Below are 17,059 nucleotides of genomic sequence, written 5' to 3' on the forward strand. Positions count from 1 at the left end.
AGCGGAGTGTCAGTCTCTGAAGATATTGGCTGTGCCGACCTCTTCGCGAGCAGGCTTGCTCCTACAGTTGAACTGCGCTCGGCTGATGATCAACGCCATAAGCATCAATGCCACCGCGACGCCAAAAGTGATGTGCAAACCGCTGGCAATCGATGTTGCCGGCGCCTGCGTCGGATCGCCCGCCGCCAGCGCAAACACTGCGCCCATCACCGCCGCCCCAGTGATCAACCCCAGATTACGTGCCAGTCCGAGCATCGCCGAAACCACACCGCGTTGCTCCTGACGAACTCCAGCCATCAACCCGGTGTTGTTCGCCGCCTGAAACAGCGCATAGCCGACGGCGACCACTGCAATCGGCAGCAAATAGGCGGGCAACCCCAGACTCATCGGCAACAGCGCCAATAAGCCACAACCGCAGGCCATGGCGAGCAACGCGCCCGGCACGATGCGCCGCGCGCCGAAGCGGTCCACCAGACGCCCGGCCGGCACACCGCCAAACGCAGACAACAACGGCCCGACCGATAACGCCAAGCCGACCACGGCACTGCTGAGGCCCAATCCGCGACTCAGGTAAAACGGTCCCACCACCAGCGTGGTCATCATCACGGTCGTCACCAGCAAGGTCAGCGCCAGGCTGCTGCTCAATCGCCGGTCAGCGAACAGTGACAAGCGAATCAGCGGCGCCTTGGCCTTCTTCTCGGTCATGAAGAACAAGCCAGCGCCACCCAGGCTGGCCAGCAGCAACGGCAACATGAAACCGTCGAGCGTCATTGCCAGCGCATAGGCCGCCAGCGTGAAGACCAGCACCGCGCTGCCAGAATAATCGAACGTCATTCGCGGCCCAGCTGCGCGATCCGCCGGCAGAAAGCGATACACCAGCCAGACATTGAGCAAGCCCAGCGGCACGTTGAGCAGGAAAATCGCCTGCCAGCCGACATGCGTCATCAACAACCCACCGAGCGACGGCCCAAGACTGGTGCCCGTCGCCGACATCGTCGCCAGCAAGCCCATCGCACTGCCAGCCCGCGTCTTCGGCACCGCATCGGCCACCAACGCCACTGTCAAAGCGAACATGATCGCCGCGCCGACGCCTTGCACCGCCCGTGCGCCGATCAGCCAACCCAGTCCGGGAGCCAGCGCACAGGCCAACGAAGCGCTGGTGAAAATGCCGATCCCGATCAACAGCAGTCGACGTCGACCAAAACCGTCGCCCAGACGCCCGACGCTGACGATCAACGTGGTGATCGCCAACAGGTAAGCGAGCACGATCCATTGCACCTGTTGAAACGTCGCCTCGAACGCCGCCGCGAGGATCGGCAAGCCGGCGTTGGCGATGCTGGTGTCCAGGGAAGGCATCAACATCGACAAGGCCAGACTGGTCAGCGCCCAGCGGGCGGGAGTGCTCAGGGGTTCTTGGGGCATGGCAGGCTCGCAGTGCAAAGATGATGCGTCATAGCCTGAGCCTCGACAACACACGGCGCAAGACGCATGCTTTGCACTCAATACCTGCATGGAACGCCATGTCATGACTGCACCGGATCTGAACCTGCTGATCACCCTCGACGTCTTGCTGCGCGAAGGCAGCGTCGCCCGCGCCGCCAAATGCCTGCGGTTGAGCCCGTCGGCCATGAGTCGCGCCCTCGCCCGTTTGCGCGAAACCACCGGGGATCCCTTGCTGGTGCGAGCAGGTCGTGGCCTGGTGCCAACGCCGCGTGCACTCGAATTGCGCGAGCGGGTCAGTCATCTGGTGCAGGAAGCCGAGGCGGTTTTACGCCCTGCTGAGGTGCTCGACCCGAGCCGCTTGCAACGCACCTTCACCCTGCGCAACACCGACGGCTTTGTTGAAACCTTCGCCGCCGCCCTGCTCGCACGCATCGCTGAAGAAGCGCCGGATGTACGCCTGCGCTTTGTGCAGAAAGCCGACAAGGACAGCACGCCGCTGCGCGAAGGCCGCGTCGATCTGGAAACCGGCGTGGTCGATGACAGCACCGACCCGACACTGCACAGCCGCATACTGTTTCAGGATCAATGGATTGGCGTAGTGCGTGAGGGGCATCCTTTGAGCACGGGAAAAATCACCAGCAGGCGCTTTGCCGGCGGCGAGCACATTCTCATTTCACGACGCGGGCGCAGCAGCGGACCAGTAGACGAAGCGTTACTCGCGCTCGGTCTGACGCGGGACATCGTCACCTCATTCGGTGGATTCTCGGCGGCGCTGACGCTGGTGTGTGAGTCAGACCTGATCGCCACAGTCCCGCAGCGTCATACCAGCAAACTGCGCACAGGCCTGCACAGTTTCGCCCTGCCCTTCGCGATGCCGGACATCAGTGTGTCGATGCTCTGGCACCCGCGCATGGACGCTGACCCGGCGCATCGCTGGTTGCGTGATTGTGTGCGGCAGGTCTGCGCCTAACGCGCGTCACCACCGGCAGGTTTGTAGAAGAGAAATTTTTTCGTTTCCGCGGTCTTGCGATATTCCTTGGCCCAGCTCGGATGCACATTGCGGTCGTGGAAATACAGCGCGCCGTTGGTGCGATCCTTGAGCTGGCGGTTCAGCGCTTTGCGGGCGATATCCTTGGCCAGCGTGTATTCGGCATCTTCCTTGACCTGATCCGGACGCCCGTCGCACCACCAGGAAAACTGGCAGCTCTTGGTTTCCGAACCTTGTTTGACGACAGCGCACACCGTGTCGGGGAAACCTTCGTGGCCGAGGCGATTCATCACCACATTGGCCACCGCTTCCATTTCCGGCGTGTCTTTGCCTTTGGCTTCCCAATAGATACTGCGCGCCAGGCAAGTGATCGGATCGTCCAGCGGCGCCGCGCCGGCCGGGTCGACCGCTTGCACTTCGGTCGGGGTGATGGCTTCGGCTTTCGGTGCCGGTGCGGCGCTGACCTTGTCCGCCGCTTTCTCTTCCAGCACTTGGGCTTTTTCTTCAGCCTTCGCTTTGATCGGGGCCTGATCGGTGGCCCATGCAGAGCCTGCCAACAGGGTGAATACGAGACAACCCGCCCAGCCTTTCAATCCCATGTCTGTTCTTCCGGCAGCGCCCGAGTCGGGCAAGGTGTTACGTCGGGGAGACACCCGTATCCCGGGGTCTTCGGTGAGTGTAGACGGCAAACCCAGAGACAAAGTTGCGCAGAAAAACCGCTGAATGAAGAAAAAAGACATTGCACTCACAGGGTGCCTTTCGCGCATCATGGGCGCATTCAGCTCAAGGGAGATTTCCATGCGCTTCATGCCGTTCGTTTTGCGTCTTGCCGCTTTGTCCGTGGGCGTTATGTCTGCCATTCCCGCGCTGGCTGGCGATGAGTCGCAATTGATCGAGTCGATCAACAGCTACCGCAGCCAGCCGCAGCGTTGCGGGTCGCAGGCATCGAATGAACTGCCACCGCTGTCGGCTGATCCCCGGCTGAGATTACGCGCCACCGGTGCTGTCGATCTGCAACAAGCCATGGCCAGCGCCAGTTACCCGATGGTCAATGTGCAGGCAATCACGCTTAACGGCCCGCGCGATGCGGCGTCGGCGATGAAGGCGATTCAGGAAAGTTTCTGTCAGGTGGTGCTTGATCCGCAGTTCGTCGATGTCGGTGTCAGCCGCGATGATCGTGACTGGCGCATCGTATTGGCGCGGCCGCTGCTGTCGGCCAAACTGGGGGATGCGCAAAGTGAGGGGCAGAAGTTGCTTAGTGAACTCAACGCCGCGCGCAGCCAGGCACGTCAGTGTGGCGGTCAGGCATTCGCCGCTGCCGCACCGCTGGCCTGGAACGCGACGCTGGGTACGATCGCCCAGGATCACAGCCGCGACATGGCCAATAACAATTATTTTGACCACAAGGACCGCGACGGCCGCACCCCCGGCGATCGCGCGGAACTCGCCGGTTACAGCGGCCAACTGGTCGGCGAAAACATCGCCGCCGGCCAAGACACCGTGCACAAAGTCGTCGAAGGCTGGCTCGCCAGTCCCGGCCACTGCGCCAACCTGATGAACCCGCAATACCAGGAACTCGGCGCCGCCTACGCGACCGACCCGAAAAGCAGCGCCGGGATCTACTGGACCGCGATGTTTGGCGCTCAATAAGCCGCTCTCAAGTTCACCACCTTCCCCTGTGGGAGCGAGCCTGCTCGCGAAGAGGCCTTTTCAGTCAACATCAATGTGTCTGACCTGACGCCTTCGCGAGCAGGCTCGCTCCCACAGTGATCGGTGCAATCCCCGTCATTCTCTGCCAACACAGCTCCCTCAGTGCCAAGCGGTGTATCCATGATCTGTGATACTCAAAAATCGGGTCATCGATGGCGTCAATCGATCAGTCACTAACAGTGATTGGACGCCATGGACCGCTGCCCATAACCTACGTTGCCCCCACTCTTTCCACAGCGGTTTTCATTCCTGCGAGGCTTCCTTGTCAGAGCGTGTCTTGATCGATGGTTACAACCGCCGCGTCGACTACCTGCGCATGTCAGTGACCGACCGCTGCGACTTCCGCTGCGTCTATTGCATGGCCGAAGACATGCAGTTTCTGCCACGCCAACAAGTGCTGACGCTGGAAGAGATCTATCAACTGGCGCAGAGCTTCGTTGCCCTCGGCACACGCAAGATTCGTCTCACGGGTGGTGAGCCGCTGATCCGTCCGGGCGTGGTCAAGCTGTGCGAGCAGATCGCCGCCCTGCCCGGCCTGCGCGAGTTGTGCATGACCACCAACGGTTCACAACTGGGCAGACTCGCCGCGCCGCTGTTCGACGCCGGGGTCAAACGCCTGAACATCAGCCTCGACAGCCTCGATCCGCAGCGCTTTAAACAGATGACCCGCACGGGCGATCTGGCGCAGGTGATCAACGGCATCGATGCCGCGCGCAAGGCCGGTTTTACCCGCACTAAACTCAACGTCGTGGTGATGCAGGGCCGTAACGATGAGGAGATCAACGATCTGGTCAGCTTCGCGATCGACCGTCAACTCGACGTCTCTTTCATCGAAGAGATGCCGCTGGGGATCATCAGTGAACACAGTCGCGCCGAGTCGTTTTTCTCCAGCGCCCAGGTGCGCGAAAAAATCGCCGAACGCTACACCCTGATCGACTCGGCCGAGTCGACGCAAGGCCCGTCGCGCTACTGGCGGCTGGCCGAGGCGCCGGACATTCGTCTGGGTTTTATCTCACCGCACAGCCACAACTTTTGCGGCACCTGCAACCGCGTACGCCTCACCGTCGAAGGGCGCCTGCTACTGTGTCTGGGTAACGAGCACTCGGTGGATCTGAAAGCGCTGCTGCGCGCCCACCCGGGGCAACCGCAACGGCTGGAGAAAGCCATTATCGAGGCGATGAAACTCAAGCCGTATCGGCACAATTTCGAAGTGAACGATGATGTTCAGGTCGTGCGCTTCATGAACATGACCGGCGGCTGATCCCGCCAGTTTCATCGGTTATCGGAACCGCAAAGCATGATCATCAGACCCAAGGTCAACCAGTTCGCCATTCTCTTCACCCTCAAGGGTTCGATTGCCAAACGCATCGCCCTGCGCACGCTGATGGTCACCCTGCTCGCTTCGGCTATCGTGCTGGTGGAAATCCTCCATCCGAGCAACTTCACCAAGGTCAATGCCACGCCGTTTACCTTGCTCGGTTTGTCGCTGTCGATCTTCATGAGTTTTCGCAACAACGCCTGCTATGACCGCTGGTATGAAGCCCGTAAAGCTTGGGGCGAGGTGATCGTGCACATTCGCTCGGTGATTCGCGAAACCCATGTGATTCGTGAATCGGCTGAGCGCAAGCAGTTGTTGCTCAATTTGTGCGGCTTTGCCCATGCGCTGAACGCGCGGTTGCGCAAGGAAAGCGAGGCCGATGCGAGCAGCCAATGGATCATGCCGAAACCCGATCCGCAGACACCGGATTACAGCGGCCGCATTTTGCAGACGGTGGGCCAGCAGTGTTCCGATCTGCATCAGAACGGTGAGCTGACTGAGTGGCGCTACATGTTGCTGGCCAATCACCTGACCAGCCTGACCCAGGCGCAAGCGGTGTGCGAAAGGATCAAGACCACGCCGCTGCCGTTTCCTTACACGCTGTTGCTGCACCGGACGATTTACTTGTTCTGCATCCTGCTGCCGTTCGCCATGGCCGAACCGCTGGGCTGGCTGACACCGCTGTTCACGGCGATTGTCAGCTACACGTTCTTTGGCCTGGATGCGATTGCCGATGAACTGGAAGACCCGTTTGGCCGCGACGAAAACGACCTGGCAACCGACGCGCTGGTGCGCACCATCGAACGCGATATCCTCGCCGAACTTGGCGCAGAAGTGCCGCCGGCGCTGAAGCCGGTGGACTATGTGCTGAGCTGACCCTTAGCTCTGCAGACACCTCAAAACCCTGTGGGAGCGAGCTTGCTCGCGAAGAGGCCGTATCAGCCAACATCAATGTCGACTGACACTCCGCCTTCGCGAGCAAGCTCGCTCCCACAGGTTTTGCGTACACCACGGATATTGATGAGCGCCATAAAGCCATTGTGGGAGCGAGCTTGCTCGCGAAGAGGCCCTGTCAGCCAACATCAATGTCGACTGACACTCCGCCTTCGCGAGCAAGCTCGCTCCCACAGGTTTTGCGTACACCGCGAATATTGATGACCACCACAAAACCAATGTGGGAGCGAGCTTGCTCGCGATGGCGCCGGCCCAGTCAACATCTTCGTCGACTGACCCTCCGTCATCGCGAGCAGGCTCACTCCTACAAGTTTTGCATTCACACCCGGATATTGATGAGCGCCATAAAGCCATTGTGGGAGCGAGCTTGCTCGCGAAGAGGCCGTATGAGCCAACATCAATGTCGACTGACACTCCGCCTTCGCGAGCAAGCTCGCTCCCACAGGTTGAATTTGTGTTGGGTCAGAAGAGTTCGTTGAACGGGATGAAGCGCAGCGGGTCGCCGAGGTTGTGCGTGCTGTTTTCGGGAATTTCCACCAGGCCATCGGCCCAGGTCGCGCCGAGCAGGACGCCGGAGCTTTGATTCGGATAGAGCACCGCACGCCCCGCCTCCAGCCGCACCCGCAGGTATTCACGACGGCTGCCCGCCTTGTGCCAATCGAAACCTGCGTTGACTGTGAAGCTCAGCGGCGTGACATTTTCCACGCCTTGAATGCGCAGCAGATACGGCCGCGCCAACAACCCGAACGTCACCAGCGCCGAAGTCGGGTTGCCCGGCAGGCCAATCACCGGCACCGTGCCGAAATGCCCGACCGTCAGCGGTTTGCCAGGCTTGATCGCCAGTTTCCACAACAGCGGTTTGCCGTTGTCACGCAGCACTTGACCCAGGCAATCGGCATCACCGGCAGACACGCCACCCGTAGTCAGAATCAGATCAGCGCGCACTTGCAGTTGCTCAAGTTTGAGCCGCGTCTGCGCCGGGCGATCCGGGAGGATCCCGGCGTCGATCACTTCGCAGCCCAGCTCAAGCAACCAGTGGCCGAGCAATACGCGGTTGCTGTTGTAGATGCTGCTGGGGCGAAGTGGCTGGCCCGGTTCGACCAGTTCATCACCGGTCGACAGCAGCGCCACACGCGGGCGACGCACCACGTGCAGTTGCGCCAGCCCTTGCCCGGCGGCGACCGCCAGCTCGAACGGTCCAAGGCGTTTGCCGGCGCGCAGCAGGATGTCGCCGACGCGATTTTCCTGACCTTGCGCGCGGATGTTCTGCCCCGCCTTCAGCGGCTGCAAGAAGCGCACACGGCCGTCCTCCAGCACTTCGACGTTCTCCTGCATTTCGACGCAGGTGGCGCCGGGCGGCAGCGGCGCGCCGGTAAAAATCCGTGCGCAGGTGCCGGGCAGCAACGTGTCCGGCGCCAGCCCGGCGTAAACCTTCTGTGAGACCTTCAGCGGCTGTCGGTGCAGATCAGCGAGATTGAGCGCGTAACCGTCCATGGCGCTGTTCGGCCACGGCGGCAAGTCGAGTGTCGCCAGCAGATCACTGGCCAGCACCCGCCCACGCGCTTCGTCGAGCGCCAGCAGTTCGCTGTCGGCCAGACGTTGCTCATTGGCCATACCGAGCAATTGGTCGAGGGCGTCCTCGACCGGCATCAGCGGTGTCTTGCTCATCCGCGTGGCCCGCAGGCTTGCACGGCTTTCAGGTGCGGGACGAAGTTGCACGGGCGATGACGGTTATCCAGTTGTTCGGCAAGAATGCCTTCCCACGCCGTGCGGCACGCACCGGTCGAACCTGGCAGGCAGCACACCAGCGTGCCGTTCGACAGCCCGGCCAGCGCGCGGCTTTGCACGGTGGACGTGCCGATATCCAGAATCGAAATCGCCCGGAACAGTTCGCCGAAGCCGTCAATCTGCTTATCAAACAAGCAGGCCACCGCTTCCGGCGTGCTGTCGCGACCGGTAAACCCGGTACCACCGGTGATCAGCACCACCTGAATGCCTTCGTCAGCAATCCACTGGGCGACCTGAGCGCGGATCTTGTAAAGATCGTCCTTGAGCAAGTTGCGCTCGCTCAACGTGTGCCCTGCTTCCAGCAACCGACTGACCAGCAATTGGCCCGACGTATCGCTGGCGTAATCGCGGGTATCGCTGACCGTCAGCACGGCAATATTCAGGGGGACAAACAGGGCATCGGCTTTGGCGCTCATGGCAGTTCTCCGGCAGCAGTCAATAAACATTGCCGAGCAGCCTAAGTGCCACTTATGAGTACTGTCTAATCACTCTGGCCAACCACATTATCGACCGGCTCTATCGGTACCTTTCACGTTGTTAAGGGTCAGTAAAACCAGGCCTGATAGAGCCGATCGATAGTCCCTTAAACACTTCCGATTGGACGAACAACTGTTCAAGTGAGATCGTCGCACCCTGCGCTTTTCGTGCGCCCCACGCATCCGCGTCAATACTCAATCAAAAAATCCCCATCGAGCAGGTGCCATCGTGGACATCAAACAACTCAAGTTCCTGATCGCGCTGGACGAAACCCGCCACTTCGGCCAGGCCGCCGCACGCTGCCACATCACCCAACCGACGCTGTCGATGCGCCTGCGCAATCTCGAAGATGAGCTGGATCTGGTGCTGGTCAACCGTGGCCAGCGCTTTGAAGGTTTCACCCAGGCCGGCGAGCGCGTGCTGGCCTGGGCGCGCACCTTGCTCGCAGCACACGATGGCTTGTTTGCCGAAGCGGCGGCGTGTCGCGGGCAATTGGTCGGTAGCTTGCGTCTGGGTCTGGTGCCGCTGAGCAGCTTCAACCCGGTCAATTACATTCAGGGTTTGTCCGGCACTTACCCGGAACTGAAATTCAGCCTGTCGTCGCTCAGTTCCGACGAGATCATTGCCGGGCTGGGCAACAACCAGCTTGATCTGGGCGTGTGTTACCTGGACCACGTCAACCCGAACTATTTCGAGTTTTTCGAGATCGGCGAAACCCGTGTCGGCCTGCTCTACGACAACCGCCACTTCCAGTTCGAAGGCTCGCAAATGAGCTGGGAAGACGCCGCCGAACTACCGCTGGGGATGATCACCGCCGGCATGCATTACCGCAAATCCATCGACTTGAGCTTCCGCAGCCGTGGCCTCAGCCCGCAGCCGATCATGGAAAGCGACTCCACCTATCAGCTGTTGCAGGCGATTCACCAAGGCTTCTGCTGCGCGATCATGCCGCTGGACAGCGGCCTGGAAGAGCCGATCGAACACCTCTCGTTCATGCAGTTGCCGGATGCCAGCGTGCTCGCACCGCTGGGCCTGGTGATGCGCAAGACCGAACCGCGTTCGGCGATTGCCGAGAAGTGTTTTGCCGAGGCGCGGAAGTTGTTTGGGGTTGAGGTTTCTGCCGAGTAAATGATGTTGAATGTCAGGCCGCCTTCGCGAGCAGGCTCGCTCCCACAGTTGAAATGCATTCCCCTGTGGGAGCGAGCCTGCTCGCGAAGAGGCCCGAACAGTCGATACAAATCCTGATTGATCGACCAAAGCAATCACCACATCGGAACAAGCGATTGGACGCATTTTTAACGCCCCCGTAGCCTGAACACTCTTCAGCGCTTCGGGACTTTCAAGATGCTCTGCCACATCGAAACCCTCACAGAATCCACCAGCGAACCTAACGCCCCCGCACCGCAACCGGCGCAGGTGATGTTTCGCGAATACCTGCCCGAAGCCGCCCTCTCCCACGCAGCGCTGGCCTCGGAAATCGCCCTCGCCATCACGTACAACGGCCTGAGCCAGGCAGTGATGATGGTCTCGCCCGGCAACCTCGAAGACTTCATCCGTGGCTTCAGCCTGAGCAACGCGATCATCGACAGCGTCGACGAGATCTACGATATCCGCCTGACGCATTTCGATCAGGCCTGTCAGGCCGATGTGCAGATTTCCAGCCGTGCGTTCTGGGCCTTGAAGGATCATCGTCGGCAAATGACCGGCACCAGTGGCTGCGGCATCTGCGGCGTCGAAGCGCTGGAGCAGGCACTGCCGCAACTGCAGATCCTGCAACCGTCGGCATTGCCGCCGGCGGAGCATTTCAACGGCATTCGCCAACGCATCGAAGCCGCTCAACAACTGGCACGCAGCAGCGGGGCCTTGCATGCCGCGCTGTACTTCGACGCTGACGGTGAAGCCTTGCTGTGCCGCGAAGACATCGGCCGCCACAACGCCCTCGACAAGCTGATCGGCGCGATGCAGATCGACGCCGTCAATGCCGCTGAAGGCTTCGTCGTGGTCACCAGCCGTTGCAGCCTCGAACTGATCCACAAAGCCGTGCGCGCACGCCTCGGCACCCTCGTCAGCCTGTCCGCGCCCACCGCGTTGACCGTGCGCTGGGCGCTCAAGCACCGACTCAATCTGATCCATGTGCCGCACCGCAACGCCCCACGAATTTACAGCCCGCTCCAGGAGTTTTCCGCATGAGCCACACCCTCACCCACCTCGACGATCAGGGCCGCGCCAACATGGTCGACGTCAGCGACAAAGCTGCGACCCGCCGCGAAGCCACGGCGCAAGCCTGGGTGCAGATGCGTCCGCAAACCTTGCAGATGATTCAGGCCAACGGCCACCCGAAAGGCGATGTCTTCGCGGTGGCGCGGATCGCCGGGATACAAGCGGCCAAGCGCACTCACGAACTGATTCCGCTGTGCCACGCATTGCTGCTCAGCTCGATTCACGTCGAACTCAAGGCCTGCGAACCGGATCGCGTGCAGATCACCAGCACTTGCCGGCTCACCGGCCAGACCGGCGTCGAACTCGAAGCGTTGACCGCCGCCAGCGTTGCCGCGCTGACCATTTACGACATGTGCAAAGCGGTGGATCGGGCGATGGTGATTGGCGACATCCGTCTGCTCAGCAAACAGGGCGGTCGCTCGGGTCACTTTCAATGGGAGGACGCGCAATGATCCTGATCAACTACTTCGCCAGCTACCGTGATCGGTTGAATCTGGGTGGTGAAAAGATCCCGCTGACTGAGGCTTTGGGCAGCGTTGAAGATGTGCGGCAAATGCTTATGCAGCGCGGTGAGTTGTGGCGCGAAGTGCTCGGTGCCAGCAACCTGATGTGCGCGGTGAATCAGGAGCTGTGTCAGCCGAGTCAGGTGATCGAGGATTTCGATGAGATCGCGTTTTTCCCGCCAGTGACCGGGGGTTGATCGATGGCTATTCGAGTCCAGCACAAAAGCTTCGACGTCGGCCAGTTGACCGCCGATCTGCATGCGCGCAATCCACGGGTGGGTGCGGTGGTGAATTTCATTGGTTATGTGCGTGATCTGAATATCGGTCAGAGCGTGAATGAGCTGTTTCTTGAACACTATCCGGGCATGACCGAAAAAGCCCTCGAGCAGATCGCCGCAGAAGCCCGTGAGCGCTGGCCGCTTTTGGGGGTGGAGATTGTGCATCGGGTCGGTGCGTTGGCGGTGAGTGAGCCGATCGTGTTTGTCGGGGTCAGCAGCAAGCATCGGCATATGGCGTTCGAGGCCTGCGCGTTCATCATGGACGTGCTCAAGACTCGCGCGCCGTTCTGGAAGCGCGAGACTACGCCTGAGGGTTCACGCTGGGTCGAGGGCCGTGAGAGCGATCGGGATGCGGCGTTGCGCTGGAGTCTGGCGCACGCCTGAAAAGCAAAAGCCCCTCACCCTAGCCCTCCCGAAACGTCGGACCGCCCCGAGGGAGAGGGGACTGATTGGGGGATATTGCAGAAGTACGCCGACGTGAAGGAGTTGTGGTGAATCCATAATTGATCAAACCCTTTCAGCTCGATGTGAAACGCACATAACCCCGGTCCGCTATCTCTCCCTGCGTAGCTGGCCGGCCCCTCCTCCTCGAGCATTTGGCTGATGACCAATCCATAATCGACTCGATCTTTCAGGTCGACGAACAACGCCAGACACCTCGGTCGGCCCCCTCTCCCTCTGGGAGAGGGCTGGGGTGAGGGTGCAAAGTCTGGTTAGATAGCCGCTCCGCCAGGATTCAACCCGGAGTCTCGCTTGAGCACAGCGCCGAACAACCTGCCCCGCCCCGATCCCGTCACCCTGCGCCAGGCCTGGCGCTTCTGGCTGAAACTCGGCTGCATCGGTTTCGGCGGCCCGGCCGGGCAGATCGCGATCATGCATCAAGAACTGGTCGAGCGCCGGCGCTGGATCTCTGAAAAGCGTTTTCTGCACGCGCTCAACTACTGCATGTTGCTGCCCGGCCCCGAGGCTCAGCAATTGGCGACGTACATCGGCTGGCTGCTGCATCGCACCTGGGGCGGTGTCATCGCCGGTGCGTTGTTTGTGCTGCCATCGTTGTTCATTCTGATTGGCTTGTCGTGGCTGTACGTTGCTTTCGGTGACGTGCCAGCGGTGGCTGGAGTGTTTTACGGGATCAAACCGGCAATCACCGCGATAGTGCTGCACGCCGCGCATCGCATCGGCTCGCGCGCCCTGAAGAATGCCTGGCTATGGACGATTGCCGGGGCGTCGTTCGTGGCGATTTTCGCCTTCAACGTGCCCTTTCCCTTGATCGTCCTCGGGGCCGCGCTGATCGGCTATCTGGGCGGCCGATTCGCGCCGCAGCGGTTCAGTAACGCAGGTGCGCGCAACAGCGAGAAATCCTTCGGCCCGGCGTTGATCGATGACGATACGCCGGCCCCCGAACATGTCCGTTTCAGCCCGGCGAAGTTGCTGCGGCTGCTGTCGGTCGGCGCCGCGCTGTGGTGTTTGCCCATGGCGCTGTTGACGGTGCTATTCGGCTGGGACGGCACGTTCACGCAAATGGCCTGGTTCTTCACCAAAGCCGCGCTGCTTACCTTCGGTGGCGCCTACGCGGTGCTGCCTTACGTCTATCAGGGTGCCGTCGGGCATTATGGCTGGTTGACGCCGACGCAGATGATCGACGGTCTCGCCCTCGGTGAAACCACCCCGGGCCCGCTGATCATGGTGGTGGCGTTTGTCGGTTTCGTCGGTGCCTACGTGCAACCGGCGTTCGGCTCCGAACATGCCTTTGCCGCCGGGGCGCTGGCGGCAACGCTGGTGACTTGGTTCACTTTCCTGCCCTCTTTTCTGTTCATCCTCGCCGGCGGGCCGTTGGTGGAATCGACGCACAACGAACTGAAGTTCACCGCACCGCTGACGGCGATCACCGCTGCCGTGGTCGGGGTGATTCTGAATCTGGCGTGTTTTTTCGCCTACCACGTGTTCTGGCCGAACGGTTTTGCCGGGAAACTGGATCTGTTTTCGCTGATGCTGGCGGTTGCGGCAGCATTGGCCTTGTTCGTTTTCAAACGCGGCGTGATCAGCGTGTTGATCGTTTGCGCCCTCGCCGGGCTGGGCTTTGAGCTGACGCGCTGAAGCGGGGCCTGTGAATCTCCCGTTTACAGGCCCGCGAATTCCCCCTTACTATCCGGGCACACCGGTCGGCGGGTCAGCCCGCCACCGACGTTTTCCGCCAACGGAAACACGCGTTATGAGTACGTCACCACAACAACGAAAATCGTTGAACGTCTCTACCCTGCGCGCCCTCTCCCACAGGGGCGGCGTATGAATCGTATCGTCAATCTCCCCATGGCCCTGCGCCGTTCCAAGCTGCGTCACTCCGCACGCCCGCCGGATATCGCCCGGTCTGTCTGATCGCGTCCGTTAAAGAACCGCGACAGTCCCCTACTTCTTGATATCCCTGCCAGGACACCTACGCCTTTTTGTCGCGTCGTGTCCGGCCCGAATCTGCGCGCCTGTGCGGCGCCATCGTGAGTGATTGATTATGAAATTCGCAGCCATCGAAGACGCACGCCTGTTCCTTGACCAGAACCCCGATATCGACATGATCGAGTTGTTCATTCTCGACGCCAACGGCGTGCCACGCGGCAAGCTGTTGCACCGTGAAGAACTGCTCGCCGTGTACCAAAGCGGTCGGCCACTACCCAGCACCATCCTCGGTCTGACCGTACAGGGTGAAGACGTCGAGAACTCCGGTCTGGTCTGGGATGTCGGCGACATCGACTGCCGCGCCTATCCGCTGGAAGGCAGTCTGGTGCGCCTGCCATGGCGCAAGATTCCGACCGCCGCCGTGCAGGTCAGCATGCACCCGACCGAGGGCATGCCCGCGAGCATCGCCGACCCGCGACACTTGCTGATCAAGGTTATCGACGGGCTCAAGGCCGAGGGTTATCACCCGGTGATGGCGTGTGAACTGGAGTTCTATCTGCTCGACGCCAAACGCGATCACAACGGTCGCCCGCAACCGGCGCTGGACGCTGACGGTGGTCGACCGCGACATACGCAGGTTTATGGTTTGCGCGAGCTGGAACAGATCGAACCATTCCTCGCCGACCTCTACAGCGCCTGCAAACTGCACGGTATTCCGGCGCGCACGGCGATCTCCGAATACGCGCCGGGCCAGGTGGAAATCACCCTCGAACATGGCGACGCGCTGGAGGCGATGGATCAGGCCGTGCGCTACAAACGTCTGGTCAAAGCCATCGCCCACAAGCACGGCATGCAGGCGACCTTCATGGCCAAGCCGTTCGATGATCTGGCCGGCACCGGCATGCACATGCATGTCAGTCTGGCCGATGGCGCGGGGCACAATCTGTTCGCCTCCGAAGACCCGGCCGGCACCCCGCTGCTGCGCACGGCGATTGGCGGCATGCTCGCGTCCTTGCTCGACTCGTTGCTGCTGTTCTGCCCGAACGCCAACTCGTATCGACGGTTTCAGGCCAACAGCTACGCGCCGCTGGCGCCGACATGGGGCGTCGATAACCGCACCGTCAGCCTGCGCGTACCCGGTGGCCCGGCCAATACCCGGCACATTGAACACCGCATCTGCGGCGCCGATGCCAACCCGTATCTGGCTGCGGCGGCGATCCTTGCCGGTATTCATCGTGGCATTCGTGAAGACCTTGATCCGGGCGCTCCGGTTGAAGGCAATGGCTATGCGCAGGCGAAGGAATTGCTGCCGACCGATTGGCTGACCTCGCTGCAGGCACTGGAGAATTCGGTGTGGGCGCGGGATGCCTTGGGGCGGGAATTTCTCGGGGTGTATCTGGCGGTGAAGCGTGCAGAGTACCGGCAGTTCATGGCGGAGGTGGGTGAGCAGGATTGGCGCTGGTATCTCACCGAGGCCTGAAGACTCACCACTACCCCCTGTAGGAGTGAGCCTGCTCGCGATGAGGCCATGTCAGTCAAATCATCTGTGAATGACACACCGCTATCGCGAGCAGGCTCACTCCTACAGGGACCGCGTACAACCTAAGAATTTGTGTGGACACTGACATGACCGAACGCTGCAATTCCTACTACACCGCCACCCTCAATCAGGACACCGACTACCCGACCCTGCAAGGCCGACACACTGTCGATGTGGTGATCATCGGCGGCGGCTTCACTGGCGTCGCCACTGCCGTCGAACTCGCCGAAAAAGGCCTGAAAGTCGCCATCGTCGAAAGCCACAAGATCGGCTGGGGCGCCACCGGGCGCAACGGCGGACAAGTCACCGGCAGCCTTTCCGGCGATGGTGCGATGCGCAAACAGATGCGTCCGAAACTCGGCGATGACGTCGATGATTTCATCTGGCACCTGCGCTGGCGCGGACATGAAATCATCCAGCAACGCGTCGACAAGTACGGCATTCAATGCGATCTCAAACACGGCCATTTACACGCCGCGTACAAACCCAGCCACATGACCGACTTGCGCAAGGATTATGAAGAAGCCGTGCGTCGCGGATTAGGCGATGAAGTCAGCCTGCTCGACCGCAGCCAGGTGCGTGATCTGCTGCAAAGCGACCTCTATCACGGCGCAATCAAGAATACCCGCAACATGCATCTGCATCCGCTCAACCTGTGCATCGGTGAAGCACGGGCGGCGGAAAGTCTCGGTGCGCTGATCTTTGAAAACAGCGAAGTGCTGGAGATCATTCACGGTGCTACGCCTAGCGTAAGAACCGCCCACGGCCAGATCGACGCCAAGCAGGTGATGCTCGCCGGCGACGTCTATCACAAGCTCGAACCGGGACAGCTCAAGGGCAAGATTTTCCCGGCCATGGGCGGCATTGTCACCACCGCGCCACTGGGCGATCTGGCAAAACAGATCAACCCCGAAGACCTCGCGGTGTACGACTGCCGCTTCGTCCTCGACTACTACCGCCTCACCGCCGACGGCCGTTTGTTGTTCGGCGGTGGCGCCAACTACAGCGGCAAGGATTCACGGGACATCGCCGCCGAACTGCGCCCGTGCATCGAGCAAACCTTCCCGGCGCTCAAAGGCGTGCAGATCGATTACCAGTGGAGCTGCGCGATGGGCATCGTCATCAACCGCATTCCGCAACTGGGCAAGCTCTCGGACAACGTCTGGTATTGCCAGGGCTATTCGGGGCACGGCATCGCGACGACGCACATCATGGGCGAAATCATGAGCCGCGCGATCACCGGGCAGATGGAGCAGTTCGATACGTTTGCCGCGTGTCAGCACATTCGTGTGCCGATGGGGGATTTGCTCGGTAACCCGTTGCTGGCGGCGGGGATGTGGTATTACCAGATGCTCGAGCGCCTGCGCTGAAACATGTGTTGAATATACCGGCCCCTTCGCGAGCAAGCTCGCTCCCACAGTTGATCGAGTTCTATCTCAGAAACGCGTT

General features: G+C 60.9%; 16 protein-coding genes. 12 read left to right on the top strand and 4 right to left on the bottom strand.

Annotated elements, in window-relative coordinates; genetic code table 11:
• Positions 1 to 9 precede the first annotated feature (9 nt).
• On the bottom strand, positions 10 to 1,422 hold the full coding sequence (locus BMY54_RS26775; RefSeq protein ID WP_093440666.1) for an MFS transporter: 1,413 nt from the start codon (positions 1,420 to 1,422) through the stop codon (positions 10 to 12).
• Positions 1,423 to 1,525: 103 nt separating this feature from the next.
• On the opposite strand from BMY54_RS26775, the gene BMY54_RS26780 reads away from it, so the two are divergent.
• The gene (locus tag BMY54_RS26780; protein ID WP_093440671.1) at positions 1,526 to 2,413 is read left to right on the top strand and encodes a LysR family transcriptional regulator; all 888 of its coding nucleotides are present in this window, start codon (positions 1,526 to 1,528) and stop codon (positions 2,411 to 2,413) included.
• On the opposite strand, the gene BMY54_RS26785 is transcribed toward BMY54_RS26780, so the two are convergent.
• Entirely contained in the window at positions 2,410 to 3,030 is a 621-nt protein-coding gene (locus BMY54_RS26785) for a cell wall hydrolase (RefSeq protein ID WP_093440676.1), read from the bottom strand. The two genes, BMY54_RS26780 and BMY54_RS26785, sit on opposite strands and share 4 nt — an antisense overlap.
• Positions 3,031 to 3,229: 199 nt before the next feature.
• Between BMY54_RS26785 and BMY54_RS26790 the strand changes: the two genes are divergently transcribed.
• The 3 genes from BMY54_RS26790 to BMY54_RS26800 all read left to right on the top strand — a co-directional run bounded on the left by BMY54_RS26790 (position 3,230) and on the right by BMY54_RS26800 (position 6,335).
• Positions 3,230 to 4,081, top strand: a complete 852-nt coding sequence (locus tag BMY54_RS26790) for a CAP domain-containing protein (RefSeq protein WP_093440680.1) — start codon at positions 3,230 to 3,232, stop codon at positions 4,079 to 4,081.
• Positions 4,082 to 4,403: 322 nt separating this feature from the next.
• Positions 4,404 to 5,402 carry a GTP 3',8-cyclase MoaA gene (gene moaA, locus BMY54_RS26795; RefSeq protein ID WP_093440685.1) on the top strand — a complete coding sequence of 333 codons (999 nt, stop codon included), beginning with the start codon at positions 4,404 to 4,406 and terminating at the stop codon, positions 5,400 to 5,402.
• 36 nt (positions 5,403 to 5,438) lie between these two features.
• The gene (locus BMY54_RS26800) at positions 5,439 to 6,335 is read left to right on the top strand and encodes a bestrophin family protein (RefSeq protein WP_093440690.1); all 897 of its coding nucleotides are present in this window, start codon (positions 5,439 to 5,441) and stop codon (positions 6,333 to 6,335) included.
• A gap of 540 nt (positions 6,336 to 6,875) precedes the next feature.
• Here BMY54_RS26800 and glp read toward each other — a convergent pair.
• Complete coding sequence (gene glp / locus BMY54_RS26810) at positions 6,876 to 8,081, bottom strand: molybdopterin molybdotransferase MoeA (protein WP_093440699.1); 1,206 nt, start codon at positions 8,079 to 8,081, stop codon at positions 6,876 to 6,878.
• A complete protein-coding gene (gene moaB / locus BMY54_RS26815) occupies positions 8,078 to 8,617 on the bottom strand; it encodes a molybdenum cofactor biosynthesis protein B (RefSeq protein WP_093440704.1) in 540 nt (179 codons plus the stop codon). The genes glp and moaB overlap by 4 nt, the downstream gene beginning before the upstream one ends.
• A 289-nt stretch (positions 8,618 to 8,906) precedes the next feature.
• Between moaB and BMY54_RS26820 the strand changes: the two genes are divergently transcribed.
• From BMY54_RS26820 to BMY54_RS26855, 8 genes are all read left to right on the top strand, one after another.
• Entirely contained in the window at positions 8,907 to 9,806 is a 900-nt protein-coding gene (locus BMY54_RS26820; protein ID WP_034155555.1) for a LysR family transcriptional regulator, read from the top strand.
• A gap of 216 nt (positions 9,807 to 10,022) precedes the next feature.
• Positions 10,023 to 10,868, top strand: a complete 846-nt coding sequence (gene fdhD / locus BMY54_RS26825; protein ID WP_093440707.1) for a formate dehydrogenase accessory sulfurtransferase FdhD — start codon at positions 10,023 to 10,025, stop codon at positions 10,866 to 10,868.
• Entirely contained in the window at positions 10,865 to 11,350 is a 486-nt protein-coding gene (moaC, locus tag BMY54_RS26830) for a cyclic pyranopterin monophosphate synthase MoaC (protein ID WP_093440712.1), read from the top strand. The genes fdhD and moaC overlap by 4 nt, the downstream gene beginning before the upstream one ends.
• Complete coding sequence (locus BMY54_RS26835) at positions 11,347 to 11,598, top strand: MoaD/ThiS family protein (RefSeq protein ID WP_093440717.1); 252 nt, start codon at positions 11,347 to 11,349, stop codon at positions 11,596 to 11,598. Before moaC ends, BMY54_RS26835 begins: the two co-directional genes overlap by 4 nt.
• A gap of 3 nt (positions 11,599 to 11,601) precedes the next feature.
• Positions 11,602 to 12,063, top strand: a complete 462-nt coding sequence (gene moaE / locus BMY54_RS26840; protein ID WP_093440721.1) for a molybdopterin synthase catalytic subunit MoaE — start codon at positions 11,602 to 11,604, stop codon at positions 12,061 to 12,063.
• A 369-nt stretch (positions 12,064 to 12,432) separates the two neighbouring features.
• On the top strand, positions 12,433 to 13,776 hold the full coding sequence (gene chrA / locus BMY54_RS26845) for a chromate efflux transporter (RefSeq protein ID WP_093440726.1): 1,344 nt from the start codon (positions 12,433 to 12,435) through the stop codon (positions 13,774 to 13,776).
• A gap of 409 nt (positions 13,777 to 14,185) precedes the next feature.
• Positions 14,186 to 15,550, top strand: a complete 1,365-nt coding sequence (locus BMY54_RS26850) for a glutamine synthetase family protein (protein WP_093440731.1) — start codon at positions 14,186 to 14,188, stop codon at positions 15,548 to 15,550.
• Positions 15,551 to 15,696: 146 nt separating this feature from the next.
• On the top strand, positions 15,697 to 16,980 hold the full coding sequence (locus BMY54_RS26855; RefSeq protein WP_093440744.1) for an NAD(P)/FAD-dependent oxidoreductase: 1,284 nt from the start codon (positions 15,697 to 15,699) through the stop codon (positions 16,978 to 16,980).
• The last annotated feature ends 79 nt before the right edge of the window (positions 16,981 to 17,059 follow it).

The sequence above is a fragment of the Pseudomonas sp. ok266 genome, assembly GCF_900110195.1.
Taxonomy (GTDB): domain Bacteria; phylum Pseudomonadota; class Gammaproteobacteria; order Pseudomonadales; family Pseudomonadaceae; genus Aquipseudomonas; species Aquipseudomonas neuropathica.

Bases quoted from the DNA above. Each gene is read 5' to 3' on its own strand.
- BMY54_RS26775 (WP_093440666.1), bottom strand. From the start codon at position 1,422: ATGCCCCAAGAACCCCTGAGCACTCCCGCCCGCTGGGCGCTGACCAGT.
- BMY54_RS26780 (WP_093440671.1), top strand. From the start codon at position 1,526: ATGACTGCACCGGATCTGAACCTGCTGATCACCCTCGACGTCTTGCTG.
- BMY54_RS26785 (WP_093440676.1), bottom strand. From the start codon at position 3,030: ATGGGATTGAAAGGCTGGGCGGGTTGTCTCGTATTCACCCTGTTGGCA.
- BMY54_RS26790 (WP_093440680.1), top strand. From the start codon at position 3,230: ATGCGCTTCATGCCGTTCGTTTTGCGTCTTGCCGCTTTGTCCGTGGGC.
- BMY54_RS26800 (WP_093440690.1), top strand. From the start codon at position 5,439: ATGATCATCAGACCCAAGGTCAACCAGTTCGCCATTCTCTTCACCCTC.
- glp (WP_093440699.1), bottom strand. From the start codon at position 8,081: ATGAGCAAGACACCGCTGATGCCGGTCGAGGACGCCCTCGACCAATTG.
- moaB (WP_093440704.1), bottom strand. From the start codon at position 8,617: ATGAGCGCCAAAGCCGATGCCCTGTTTGTCCCCCTGAATATTGCCGTG.
- fdhD (WP_093440707.1), top strand. From the start codon at position 10,023: ATGCTCTGCCACATCGAAACCCTCACAGAATCCACCAGCGAACCTAAC.
- moaC (WP_093440712.1), top strand. From the start codon at position 10,865: ATGAGCCACACCCTCACCCACCTCGACGATCAGGGCCGCGCCAACATG.
- BMY54_RS26835 (WP_093440717.1), top strand. From the start codon at position 11,347: ATGATCCTGATCAACTACTTCGCCAGCTACCGTGATCGGTTGAATCTG.
- moaE (WP_093440721.1), top strand. From the start codon at position 11,602: ATGGCTATTCGAGTCCAGCACAAAAGCTTCGACGTCGGCCAGTTGACC.
- BMY54_RS26850 (WP_093440731.1), top strand. From the start codon at position 14,186: ATGAAATTCGCAGCCATCGAAGACGCACGCCTGTTCCTTGACCAGAAC.
- BMY54_RS26855 (WP_093440744.1), top strand. From the start codon at position 15,697: ATGACCGAACGCTGCAATTCCTACTACACCGCCACCCTCAATCAGGAC.